Source organism: Dactylosporangium sp. NPDC051087 (genome assembly GCF_055586325.1).
The window spans coordinates 56,846-69,283 of sequence record NZ_JBVJIJ010000046.1 but is presented as its reverse complement, the minus strand read 5'-3'; the positions used below and the strand labels follow the sequence as shown (position 1 = coordinate 69,283).

The window sequence follows — 12,438 nt, the reverse complement described above, 5'->3', positions numbered from 1 at the left end:
CGGCTGGACTGGCGGGCGAAGGTGCCCAGCCTCAACGTCCTGCTCACCTCCACCGCCTGGCGCAACGACCACAACGGCTTCTCCCACCAGGGGCCGGGGCTCATCCAGGTCGTGCTCACCCAGCGCGGTGACGTCGCCCGGGTGTACCTGCCGCCGGACGCCAACACCCTGCTCTCCGTCGCCGATCACTGCCTGCGGTCCCGCTCGTACATCAACCTCATCGTCATCGACAAGCAGCCGCAGCTGCAGTGGCTGAGCATGGACGAGGCGGTCGAGCACTGCGCGGTGGGCGCGGGCATCTGGGACTGGGCGGGAACCGACGACGGGACGACCGACCCCGACATCGTGCTGGCCTGCGCCGGGGACGTGGTCACCATGGAGACCGTCGCCGCGGCGGACATCCTTCGCGAGTGGCTGCCGAAGCTCAGGGTGCGGGTCGTCAACGTCGTGGACCTGATGACGCTGCCCCGGCCGAAGGACCACCCGCACGGGATGAGCCCGACCCGCTTCACGGAGCTGTTCACCGACACCGTCGACGTCGTCTTCGCCTTCCACGGCTACCCGGGCGCGATCCACCAGCTCGTGCACGGCCGCCCGGACGCCGACCGGTTCCGGGTCCGCGGCTTCATCGAGGAGGGGACGACCACGACCCCGTTCGACATGACGGTCCGCAACCGCGCGTCGCGCTACCACCTCGTCATGGACGCCATCAACAACGCCAAACGGCTGCCGCGCGGCGCCGCCGAGCTCAAGGCCTGGTGCGAACAGAAGCTCGCCGAGCACGAGGTGTACGTCGTGGAGCACCTCGAGGACATGCCCGAGGTCCGCGACTGGACCCTCGGCGACTGGGCCGAGCGGGGGTGAGCACGGCGACGGAGGCGCCCGCGGGGGCGCCTCATCCGGCCGCGGGGGTGTGGACGATCAGCACCGGGCATTCCGCGTGGTGCATCAGCTGCTGACCGACGGAGCCCAGCAGCAGCCCCGTGAACCCGCCGTGCCCGCGGCTGCCGACCACGACGAGCCGCGCGGTGTGCGAGACGCCGATGAGCACCTTCGCGGCCCTGCCCTCGGCGACGAGCTCCTCCACCTTGACGCCGGGGTACCGCTCCCGCCACCCCTCCAGTGACGACCGGAGCGCGGCCCGCTCCACCTGCGCGGCGGCGTCCCGCGGGACGAGCACCGGCGACGGCGGCTCGTACGCGCGGATCGCGACGACCTCGGTGTGCCGCCGCTCTGCCGCCTCGAACGCGAGCCGCAGCGCCGCCTCCGCCGAGGCCGAGCCGTCCACCCCGACGACGACCGGTCCGGTGACCGCGTCGTGGTGCCCGCGCACGACGACGACCGGGGTGCGGGCGTGCGTCGCGACCTGCTGGCTCACCGAGCCCAGGAACAGGTTGCTGACGCCGCCGGCGCCGCGGTTGCCGACGACGAGCAGCGCGGCGGTCTCGCTCAGGTCGATCAGCCCGGCCGCGCCCGGCGCCTCGATCGCGACACCGACGACGTCGAGGCCGTCGTGGCGGTCGCGGACGCGCGCGACGGCGTCGGCGACGAGCTGCTCACCGGCCCGCTCCGCCGCCTCGACCAGCTCGGCGGTGACGTCGTAGTACACGCCGGGCCAGGCGACGTGGTAGCCGTGCACGATCTGCAGCTGCGCCCGCGTGCGTGCGGCCTCGTCCGCGGCCCAGTCCACCGCCTTGCCCGCCTCGTCGGATCCGTCGTAGCCGACGACGATGCGTTGGGTGTTCATGATGTCCTCCTTGTCGGGGCGACGGCTGCCGGAGCCGGTCGCGGTGACCGCGGACCTGCCCGCCTCCGCCCGGGCGACGGGTCCGGCGGCATTTTCGACGCTAGGCACGGGCTCCCGGCCACGGACAGGGGCGAAGGGCCCGGGTGCGCGGGCCGGTCGAACGGCACCCGCGGAGGTGCCGTTGTGCCCTGCCGCCGGCTGCCCGGCGAGCCGTACGGTCAGGTCGGCAGGCAGTGACGCAGTGAGCAGGAGGCAGGCCATGGGACGCTGGAATGTCGCCGACGTGATGACGATCGGCGCCATATCGGTGCAGGAGGACACGCCGTTCAAGGAGATCGTCGACCTCCTCGAGGCGCATGAGATCAACGCCGTGCCGGTGGTCGACGGGCACGACCGGGTCGTCGGTGTCGTGTCGTCGGCCGACCTCGTCCCGAAGATCGAGTTCGCCGGCGACGAGGACCATCTGCGACTGTTCGAGCACCGGCACACCCGCCAGGCTCGCGGCAAGGCGCACGCGACCGCCGCGGGCGAGCTGATGACCGCCCCCGCCGTCACCGTCATGAGCACCACGTCCGTGGTCGCGGCCGCCCGGATCATGGAGACCGGAGAGCTCAAACGCCTCCCGGTCGTCGACGGCCTCGGCCGACTCATCGGCATGGTGACCCGGCGGGACCTGCTGAAGGTGTTCCTGCGCACCGACGCCGAGATCCGCGGCGAGATCCTCGCCGAAGCGGTCGACGACCTGGTCGGAGTCGACCGGTCGCAGCTGCGCGTCGAGGTCGACGACGGTGTCGTCACCCTGCTGGGCCAGGTCGGGCGCGCGTCGCTCGTCCCGGCGCTCGTCCGCCAGGTCGAGCGGATCGACGGCGTCGTGGACGTCGTCAGCCACCTGTCGTTCGACGTGGACGACACGGGCGACCAGCCGAAGGTCTACCGGGCACCGGTCATGTTCTGATCGTCGTCCTACCGGGCGGCGGGCGCGCTGACGCGGTCGACCACCGAGACCACGCCGTCGAGCGCGCCGGCGATCCTGGCCGCCGTCCAGACGTCATCGCGTCGCGCCGCGGTGCCGGACAGGGTCACCACGCCGTCGCGCACGCTGGCGGTGACCCCGTCGTCCTCGACGCGCAACCCGCGGACGAGCAGCTCGTCCGTGAGCTCCCGTTCGATCGCCTCGTCGGAGCGCAGCGCGCCGCGCAGGAGGTCCCGCCGGGTCACGATCCCGACCAGGGTGCAGGTGTCGTCGTCGAGCACGGGCAGCCGCTTCACCCGGTGCCGTTGCATGAGGTCGGCGGCGGTGCTCACCGGCGTCCCGGCGGTCACGGTGATCGGCGGCGTGGACATCAGCGCACCGGCGGTGCGGGCGGGTTCGGCGCCGCGGACCGGGTGCAGCCACGGCAGCAGGTCCGCCTCGGAGATCACCCCGATCACCCGGTTGTCGTCGCCGACGACCGGGACGCCACTGACGCCGAACTCGGTGATGACGTCCGCGACGTGCCGGTAGGTGCAGTTCGCGGTGACGACGACCACCGACGGGCTCATCACGTCTCGGACACGTGGGTCGTTCATCGGTCCACCCCCTCACCAGCCAACGATGCCCGCCGCCACGCCGGGTACACGGGCCGGAGGTCACCTTGCGGCCGGGTCCCGGGGCGGCGGGACTTCCGGCCCTGCCGCCGCCGGCCGCGCCCGGCGAGGCTTGAACCGCAGCGGGAACCGTCTTCATGGAGGATCCGATGACCACCATCAGCGCCGCCCCCGACACCACCGCTGAGACCACCGCAGGATCCGACGCCTGGCGCGGTTTCCGTGGCGGCTCGTGGCGGGACCGGGTCGACGTGGCGGGGTTCGTACGAGCCAACGTCCGCCCGTACGACGGCGACGAGGGATTCCTGACCGGCCCGACACCGCGGACCACCCACGTCTGGGGGCTGCTGACCGCCATGTTCCCGCGGGAACGCGAGCGCGGCATCTACGACGCCGACGTCCACACCCCGGCGTCGATCACGGCCCACGCGCCCGGGTACATCGACCGTGACCACGAGCTGATCGTCGGCCTGCAGACCGACGCCCCGCTGCGCCGGGCGATCATGCCGTTCGGCGGGCTGCGGATGGTGGAGAACGGCCTGAAGGCGTACGGCTACGAGCTCGACCCGCTCGTCAAGGAGATCTTCACCCGGTACCGCAAGACGCACAACGCCGCCGTGTTCGACGCGTACACGCCGCAGATCCTCGCCGCGCGCAGGGCGGGCATCATCACGGGACTCCCCGACGCGTACGGGCGGGGACGCATCATCGGCGACTACCGCCGGGTCCCGCTGTACGGCGTCGACGTCCTCATCGCCGGGAAGCGGCGCGACAAGGCGTCCCTGGACGAGCACGCCGCGACCGCCGACGTCATCCGCGACCGGGAGGAGCTCGCCGAGCAGCTGCGCGCCCTGGAGGAGCTCAAGACCATGGCCGCCGGCTACGGCCACGACATCGCCGGCCCCGCCCGCACCGCGCGGGAGGCCGTGCAGTGGCTGTACTTCGCGTACCTCGCCGCCACCAAGGAGCAGAACGGCGCGGCGATGTCGCTCGGCCGCACCTCGACGTTCCTCGACGTGTACCTCGAACGGGACCTCGCCGAAGGGACGCTGACCGAGTCGGGCGCGCAGGAGCTGGTCGACGACTTCGTCATGAAGCTGCGCATCATCCGCTTCCTGCGGACCCCCGAATACGACCAGCTGTTCTCGGGCGACCCGACGTGGGTCACCGAGTCGATCGGCGGGATGTCCGCCGACGGGCGGACCCTCGTCACCAGGACGTCGCTGCGCTACCTGCGGACGCTGTACAACCTGGGCCCGGCACCCGAGCCGAACCTGACCGTCCTGTGGTCGCCGGCGCTGCCCGAGCCGTTCAAACGGTTCTGCGCGAAGGTGTCGATGGACACCAGCGCCATCCAGTACGAGAACGACGACCTGCTGCGCCGGTACAGCGACGACGACACCGCCATCGCCTGCTGCGTGTCGGCGATGCGCGTCGGCAAGGACATGCAGTTCTTCGGCGCGCGGGTCAACGTCGCCAAGGCGCTGCTGTACGCGATCAACGGCGGCCGCGACGAGATGAGCGGCGTCCAGGTGGCGCCCGCGAGCCGGCCGGTCACCGGGGACGTCCTGCGCTACGACGACGTCCTCGCCGCGTTCGACCGGACCCTGGACTGGCTCGCCCGCACCTACGTCGACGCGCTCAACATCATCCACTGCATGCACGACAAGTACGCCTACGAGCGGATCGAGATGGCGCTGCACGACTATCCGGTGCGCCGCTTCCTGGCCTGCGGCATCGCCGGGCTCTCCGTCGCCGCCGACAGCCTCGCCGCGATCCGCTACGCCCATGTCGAACCGATCCGCGACGAGACCGGCCTGGTCGTCGACTACGTCGTCGACGGGGAATACCCGGCTTACGGCAACGGCGACGACCGCGCGGACAGCATCGCGGTCTGGCTGGTGGAGACCTTCATGGACAAGGTCCGGTCGAACCCGAGCTATCGCGGCGCGATCCACACCCAGTCGGTGCTGACCATCACCTCGAACGTCGTGTACGGCAAGCACACCGGCAACATGCCCGACGGCCGCCGGGCCGGTGAGCCGTTCGCGCCCGGCGCCAACCCGATGAACGGCCGCGACACGCACGGCATGGTCGCCTCGGCGCTGTCGGTGGCGAAGCTGCCCTACGCGTCCGCCCGCGACGGGATCTCGCTCACCAGCACGGTCACCCCCGACGGTCTCGGCCGCGCCGACGCCGAACGGGTCGTCAACCTGGCCCGCATCCTCGACGCCTACACCGCCGCCGGCGGGTTCCACCTCAACGTCAATGTGCTCGACCGGGCCACCCTGCTGGACGCGATGGAGCACCCCGAGCGGTACCCGCAGCTGACGGTCAGGGTCTCCGGGTACGCCGTCAACTTCGTCAGGCTGACCCGCGAGCAGCAGCGCGACGTCGTCAACCGCACCTTCCACGGTTCGGCATGACGCCCGTACCTTCCTCGCAGACCCGGCCGGACGCCACCGCCCTTCCCCCCGGTCGGTGGCGTCCGGTCCCGGGCCGGCTGCACTCGTGGGACGTCTCCACCGGCGTGGACGGTCCCGGCACCCGCTTCGTGGCGTTCCTCGCCGGGTGCCCGCTGCGCTGCCTGTACTGCCAGAACCCCGACACCTGGCACATGCGCGACGGCACCGCGACCACCGCCGGCACCGTCACGGAACAGGTCGGACGGTTCGTGGCGTTCGTCAAGGCCACCGGCGGCGGCATGACCGTCAGCGGCGGCGAACCGCTGCTGCAGCCGGCGTTCACCCGGGCGCTGTTCGCCGGGGCGAAGGAACTCGGCCTGCACACCGCCCTGGACACCTCCGGCGCGCTCGGCGGGCGGGCCGGCGACGACCTGCTCGCCGTCACCGACCTCGTGCTGCTGGACGTCAAGTCGTGGGACCCGGCCCGCTACCGCCGCCTCACCGGTGCGTCCATCGGGCCGACCCTGGACTTCGCGCGCCGCCTCGCCGGCCGCGGCACCCCGGTCTGGCTCAGATACGTGCTCGTCCCCGGGCTCACCGATGACCCGGCCGACGTCGAAGGCGTCGCCGGGTTCGCCGCGGGGCTCGGCAACGTGGAACGCGTCGACGTCCTGCCGTTCCACCGGCTCGGCGCCGCCAAGTACGACAGGCTCGGTGTCCCGTTCGCGCTCCGCGACACCCCGCCACCGGACGGCGCGCTCCTGACCCGGGTCCGCGGCACCTTCACCGCCGCCGGGCTCACCGTGTGCTGACGAACCGCCCCGGGCGCGTGGCGAGCAGGTCGGCCACCGCGCCGCCGAGCTCGGGGTAGGCGAACTCGAACCCTGACCGGAGCAGCCGGGCCGGGACGCAGCGGCGACCGGTGAGCGCCAGGGCCGGGTCGGTGCGCAGCACGCGGGCGCCGAGCCTGACCAGCGGTGCGGGCGTCGGCGGCGCGGGCGGGCGGTGCAGTGCCCGGCGGAGCGTGGCCATCAGTTCGGCGTTGCGCACCGGCCGCGGCGCCGTCGCGTGGACGACACCGCGCAGCGCGGCGTCGTCGAGGCAGTGGCGCACGATCGCGAGCAGGTCGGCGACGTGCAGCCAGCTGACCCATTGCCGCCCGTCGCCGACCCGGCCGCCCAGCCCCCAGCGGACGAGGCCCGTCAGGCGCCGCATCGCCGGCGTGCCGGACTCCAGGACGATCCCCGTGCGCAGCACGACCCGGCGGCCCGCGGGCGCGTCCGCCGCCGCGTCCTCCCAGGCGGTCGCGACCCCGGCCATCTGCGGCGGCCCGGCGGCCACGGGCGCGGTCTCGTCGAGGACCGCGTCGCCCGCGTCGCCGTAGATGGCGAGGGTGCTCATCTGTACCCACACCGGCACCTCCGCCTCGGCGGCGGCGCGGGCGAGCGCCCGGGTCGGGTCGACGCGGGACCCGGTCAGCAGCGCGATGTTGGCCGGGGTCGGCGGCCGGTCGACCAGGGCGCCGCACAGGTTGACGAGCGCGGCGCCGGCGAGCTCCCCGGCCCAGTCGCCCACGGTCCGGCCGTCCCAGCGCACCCACCGCCCGGAGCCGGGCGCGGCCGGCGACCTGCTCAGCACGACGACCTCGTGCCCACGGCCGGTCAGGTCCCGCGAGATGGCCCGCCCGAGCCCGCCGGACCCGCCCGCGACGACGACCTTCACGCCGCCGCTCGCGTCGCCGCCTGAGCCGCCACCCGCATCGAGGGCAGCGGGTCCCACACGACCGGCACGTCCCGCATGAGCAGCGCGCAGTCCAGCGTCGCGGTGCCGGCCGGGAAGCGGGCCCGGTCGTCGAAGAAGCTCGACGCCGCCTCGACCACCTCGACCGCCTCGACCCGCCACGCGTCGGTCCCCAGCCGCAGCCCCTGCAGGCGGCGCGCGTCGCCGGTGGCGGAGTAGCCGTCGGTGTCCCGGCGGAAGAACTCGGACGCCTCGCCGAGGTCCGCGAACAGCTCGCCGCCCGTCCAGCCCTCGGTCGCCCTGACCCGCACGTCCGCGTGGGCCGTCGCGTCGGTGCTGGCGAACGCCACCCGCAGGTCCGACGCCGTCTCCTGGGCGTCGAACCGGGCGCGGTGGTGCTCGCCGGGGAAGAGCCGCCCGCCGAGCGCCGCGTTGGCGAGGGAGTCCGTGTCCCGGCGGGGGATGTAGACCCCGTGGCGGGTCCCGGCGCCGGTGTCCCATTCGACGGCGATGCGGTGCGCGGCGTTCTCGCTGCGCAGCCCCACGACCGCCGACACGTGCCGGGGCCGCAGGCGCCCGAGGCGGATCAGGCAGATGCCCGCCACCGCCCAGCCGTTGACCAGCCGGGGGCGCAGCTGCGCCGGCAGCAGCCGGGCGGTGGTGCCGGGGTCGGTGCGGTAGTTGACCAGCAGCCGCCGCTCGACGACGCCGGCCAGGGGAGGTGCTTGCAGCATGACGCCTCCAGGGTCTTGAGCGATCGCTCAAGTCTGGAGTCTGCCACGATTTGAGCGATCGCTCAAGACGCCTTGTCGAGGTCCCAGACTGCGTACCGGTGGTGCTCCCACTCCTCGTCGAGGATCACGTGCAGGCAGGACCGGACCGTCTGCGCGCGCTCCTGCTCGGACGCGTGCGGGCTGCGGCGCGGCTCGGCGAGCACCTCGGGCGTGACGGTGGCGAGGAACTCGCGGACCATCGCGACCCGCCCCGCCCGGACCTCCAGGACCTCCGCGAAGGAGGGCGTGACGGGCGGCACGGCGTGCCCCTCCCGCTCGGCGCCCGAATACAGCAGGCCGATCGGATGCATGGGCTCGTCGAGCTCCAGGACCGCCCGGCCGAGCCACAGGTCCGTGGCGCAGACGAGGTGGCGCAGCGTCTGCGCGAACGACCACTCGCCGTCCACCGACCGCTCGACCGTGCCGCCGGGCATCGCCTCGACCCGGGCCAGCGTCGCCGCCCACGTCGCCTCCACGGCCGCCCAGGCCGCCCGCAGCCCGTCCGGGTCCGTGGCCTGCCGGTCGGCGCGGCCGGGGAAGCGGCGGTTGAGCTCGGCCTCGACGAACGGCAGCACGTCGACGCCGTTGACCAGCAGCACGTTCTCCCGCTCGAACAGCCACGGCGAGTCGAGCTCCACACCGTGCAGCTCCGAGCCCCGCACCACCACACCGGAGAAGTCCGCGTCGGTGATCCGGGCGCCGGACAGGTCCGCGTCGCTGAACCGCGCACCCGCCAGCTTCGCCCTGGTGAAGCGCGCCCCCCGCAGGTCCACCCCGGTGAACGCGGCATCGCGCAGGTCGTCGTCTCCGTTGAACGTCGGCATGGCTCAGTCTCCCAGACCGCACCGCGCCGGACCGGCCGGTCGGCTGCGGACATCGCCGTCGCCGCCACCCGGCGGAGGCTCCACTAGGGTCGGCGCATCGACGCGGACGGGGGCGTGGCATGGCCGACGGGGATGCCGGCGGGATCGGCGAGCTGGTGCGTGCCGCGCGGCAGGCGGCGGGGCTCAGCCAGCGGCAGCTGGCGGACCGGGTCGGGATGAGCGTCGGGGCGGTCCGGGACCTGGAGCAGGGACGGACCCGGCGGCCGCAGCCGCAGACCGTGGAGGCGCTGATCGCCGGGCTGGGCGTGACCGGCGGGCCGGCCGCGGCGCTGCGGACGGCCGTGGGCCCGCAGGAGCCGGCGCCGCCCGCCGGCGCGGACGGGCCGGCCCGGGTGTCCGTCCTGGGACCGGTGACCGTCCATCGTGGAGCGCGGCCCGTCGCGGTCGGCTCGGCGCGCCAGCGGGTGCTGCTGGGGCGGCTGGCGCTGTCGGCCGGCACCGCCGTCGCCGTGTCCGAGCTGGTGGACCTGCTGTGGGACACCGAGCCGCCGGTGTCCGCGGCGCACGCCGTGCACACCTACGTGTCGCGGCTGCGGGCGGCGCTCGACCAGGCAGGTGCCGCCCGGTCCGGTGTGATCGGCCGGACGCCGGGCGGGTACCGGCTCGACCTCGGGCCCGACCGGCTCGACCTCGCCGGCTTCCGGCAGCGGGTGGAGCTGGCCGGGACGGCGCCGCCCGCCGGCGCGCTGGACCTGCTGGAGGCGGCCCTGGCGATGTGGCGGGGCGGCCCGCTCGCCGACGTGCCCGAGCTGCGGCACCATCCGCTCGTCACGGCCGTGGCGAACGAGCGGGTCGCGGTGGCGCTGCGCTTCGCCGGTGCGGCCCTCGCCGCCGGGCAGGCCGGGCGGTGCCTGCCGGTGCTGTGGGAGCTCGCCACCGCCGACCCGTTGCACGAGCCGCTGCACGCGAGGCTCATCGCCGCGCTCGCCGCGAGCGACCTGCGGGCGGCGGCGCTCACGGTGTACCAGGGGATCCGGCGGCGGCTCGTCGACGACCTCGGCGTCGAGCCCGGCCCCGACCTCCTCGACGCCCACCGGCGGGTGCTGCGGCAGGAGCCCGTCGCGGTGCGGCCGGTCGCGGTCGTGCCGGCGCAGCTGCCCCCGGACGTGGCCGGGTTCGCCGGGAGGACGGCGGAGCTCGCCGAGCTCGACCGGATCGTCGAGGCCGGCCAGGCGCAGCCGACCGCGGTCGTCATCGCGGCGATCTCCGGCACCGCCGGGGTCGGCAAGACCGCGCTCGCCCTCCGCTGGGCGCATCGCGTACGGGTCCGCTACCCCGACGGGCAGGTGTACCTGAACCTGCGCGGCTACGACCCGGACGAGCCGGTGAGCGCCGCGGACGCGCTGCGGCAGCTGCTGCGCGCCGTCGGCGGGTCCGGCGCAGACCTGCCCGACGACGTCGACGAGCGGGCCGCCCGCTTCCGCACCCAGGTCGCCGACCGGCGGATGCTGATCCTGCTGGACAACGCCGCCACGGTCGAGCAGGTCCGGCCGCTGCTGCCGGGGACCGCGTCGTGCACGGTCCTGGTGACCAGCCGGGACCGGCTCGCCGGGCTGGTGGCGGTGCACGGCGCCCGGCGGGTCGACGTGGGGCTGCTGTCGGTGGTCGAGGCGGGCGCCCTGCTGCGGCGGCTGATCGGGGACCGGGCCGAGGCGGAGCCGGCGGCCGCGGTCGCCATGGCGGAGCTGTGCGCGCGGCTGCCGCTGGCGCTGCGGGTCGCGGCCGAGCTGGTGGTGTCCCGGCCCGGCGCGAGCATGGCGGAGCTGGCGGCGGAGCTCGGCGACCAGCGGTCGCGGCTGGCGCTGCTGGACGCCGGCGGCGACCCGAGGGCCTCGGTCGCGGCCGCGTTCTCCTGGTCGCTGCGGCACCTGCCGCCCGCCGCGGCGCGGCTGTTCGTGCTGCTCGCGCTGCATCCGGGCGCGGACGTCGACGCCTACGCGGCGGCGGCCCTCGCGGACGTCACCGTGCCGGAGGCCCGGCGGCTGCTGGCACCGCTGGTGCGCGGCCGCATGCTGGACGCCACGCCCGGCGGCCGGTTCGCGATGCACGACCTGCTCCGCGCGTACGCGCTGGGCCAGGCCGACGGCGACCCGGGAGCGCTGCCCCGGCCGGACGGGGAGCCGGGACCGCTGCCCCAGCCAGAGGGTGACGCGGTCCGGGCGGCGCGGACGCGGCTGTTCGACCACTGCGCGGCGGCCGCCGCGGCGGCGATGGACGTGCTGTTCCCGGCGGCCCGGCGGCACCGCCCGGTCGTGCCGCCGACGGCGACGACCCCGCCCCTGCCGGACCGCGACGCCGCCCGGGCGTGGCTGGAGGCGGAGCTCGCCGGGCTGACGGCGGTCGTGCGGTCCGCGGCCCGCCACGGCCTGCCGGGCCACGCCGTGCTCCTGGCCCGCACCCTGTTCCGGTACCTGGCCGGCGGGTCGGCGGCCGAGGCGCTCGCCGTGCACCGGGCCGCCCGGGACGCGGCCGTCTCCCTCGGCGACACCCGGGGCGCCGGCCACGCCGACCTCGGACTGGGCATGGCGCAGCACCAGCTGGGGCAGCTCAAGGCGGCGGCCGGGCACTTCCGGCGGGCCCGGGCGGCGTTCGAGGAGTCCGGTGACCCGCTCGGGCTGGGCCGGGCCCTGTACGGGCTCGGCGGCGTCGACCAGGTGCTGCACCGGCACGCGCGGGCCGCCGGACACTACCGCGCGGCGCTGGCGGTGTTCCGCGGCGAGGACGACGACGCCGGTGTCGGCGGCACCCTGATCAACCTCGGCATGGTCCGCTTCCACCTCGGCGAGCACGACGCCGCCGCCGGGCACTACCGAGAGGCGATCGCGGTGCACCGGCGCGCCGGCGACCGGGCCGGTGAGGCGACCGCCCTGACCGACCTCGGCATCATCGAGACGCTGCGGGGCGAGCCGCGGCGGGCGGCCGGGCATCACGCCCGCAGCCTCGCGCTGTTCCTGGAGGCCGGCGACCGGCACGGCGAGGCATGGGCCCGCAACGGTCTCGGCGAGGCGGCGACCCGCGACGGCCGGCCGGTGGACGCGCTCGCGGAGCACGCCGCCGCGCTCGACACCGCGGTGCGGTCCGGGATCCGCGACCAGCAGGCCCGGGCGCACGCCGGGCTCGGCCACGCCCACCGCGCGTCGCACGCGCCGGACCTGGCCCGTGAGCACTTCGCCCGGGCCCTCGCCCTCTACGACGACCTCGGCGTTCCCGAGGCCGCCGAGCTCCGTGCCCAGCTGGCGACGACGAACGACTGAACGCCCGCCGGGTACGGGAGTCGTACGGGTAGCGACGTGCACGCCGGT

10 protein-coding genes are annotated in these 12,438 nt (G+C 74.9%); 5 read left to right on the top strand and 5 right to left on the bottom strand.

Annotated elements, in window-relative coordinates:
- The coding region (locus ACZ6TV_RS50475; RefSeq protein ID WP_465308021.1) for a phosphoketolase family protein at positions 1-864 on the top strand (864 nt) is incomplete at its 5' end.
- Between the two features lie 31 nt (positions 865-895).
- Here ACZ6TV_RS50475 and ACZ6TV_RS50470 read toward each other — a convergent pair.
- Positions 896-1,747 (bottom strand): universal stress protein, encoded by an 852-nt coding sequence (locus ACZ6TV_RS50470; protein ID WP_465308019.1) that lies wholly within the window; start codon positions 1,745-1,747, stop codon positions 896-898.
- A gap of 259 nt (positions 1,748-2,006) precedes the next feature.
- Between ACZ6TV_RS50470 and ACZ6TV_RS50465 the strand changes: the two genes are divergently transcribed.
- On the top strand, positions 2,007-2,702 hold the full coding sequence (locus ACZ6TV_RS50465) for a CBS domain-containing protein (RefSeq protein WP_465308017.1): 696 nt from the start codon (positions 2,007-2,009) through the stop codon (positions 2,700-2,702).
- Between the two features lie 8 nt (positions 2,703-2,710).
- Here ACZ6TV_RS50465 and ACZ6TV_RS50460 read toward each other — a convergent pair whose 3' ends face one another.
- The gene (locus ACZ6TV_RS50460) at positions 2,711-3,316 is read right to left on the bottom strand and encodes a CBS domain-containing protein (RefSeq protein ID WP_465308015.1); all 606 of its coding nucleotides are present in this window, start codon (positions 3,314-3,316) and stop codon (positions 2,711-2,713) included.
- Positions 3,317-3,483: 167 nt separating this feature from the next.
- Between ACZ6TV_RS50460 and pflB the strand changes: the two genes are divergently transcribed.
- Positions 3,484-5,760 (top strand): formate C-acetyltransferase, encoded by a 2,277-nt coding sequence (gene pflB / locus ACZ6TV_RS50455; protein ID WP_465308013.1) that lies wholly within the window; start codon positions 3,484-3,486, stop codon positions 5,758-5,760.
- A complete protein-coding gene (pflA, locus tag ACZ6TV_RS50450) occupies positions 5,757-6,551 on the top strand; it encodes a pyruvate formate-lyase-activating protein (RefSeq protein WP_465308011.1) in 795 nt (264 codons plus the stop codon). Before pflB ends, pflA begins: the two co-directional genes overlap by 4 nt.
- Here the strand turns inward: pflA and ACZ6TV_RS50445 are convergent.
- The 3 genes from ACZ6TV_RS50445 to ACZ6TV_RS50435 form a co-directional block, all read right to left on the bottom strand.
- The gene (locus tag ACZ6TV_RS50445) at positions 6,538-7,518 is read right to left on the bottom strand and encodes a TIGR01777 family oxidoreductase (protein WP_465308009.1); all 981 of its coding nucleotides are present in this window, start codon (positions 7,516-7,518) and stop codon (positions 6,538-6,540) included. The genes pflA and ACZ6TV_RS50445 overlap by 14 nt on opposite strands.
- Complete coding sequence (locus ACZ6TV_RS50440) at positions 7,458-8,213, bottom strand: DUF2071 domain-containing protein (RefSeq protein ID WP_465308007.1); 756 nt, start codon at positions 8,211-8,213, stop codon at positions 7,458-7,460. The genes ACZ6TV_RS50445 and ACZ6TV_RS50440 overlap by 61 nt, the downstream gene beginning before the upstream one ends.
- Positions 8,214-8,275: 62 nt before the next feature.
- The gene (locus tag ACZ6TV_RS50435) at positions 8,276-9,076 is read right to left on the bottom strand and encodes a DinB family protein (protein WP_465308005.1); all 801 of its coding nucleotides are present in this window, start codon (positions 9,074-9,076) and stop codon (positions 8,276-8,278) included.
- Between the two features lie 119 nt (positions 9,077-9,195).
- On the opposite strand from ACZ6TV_RS50435, the gene ACZ6TV_RS50430 reads away from it, so the two are divergent.
- The gene (locus ACZ6TV_RS50430; RefSeq protein ID WP_465308003.1) at positions 9,196-12,390 is read left to right on the top strand and encodes a BTAD domain-containing putative transcriptional regulator; all 3,195 of its coding nucleotides are present in this window, start codon (positions 9,196-9,198) and stop codon (positions 12,388-12,390) included.
- The last annotated feature ends 48 nt before the right edge of the window (positions 12,391-12,438 follow it).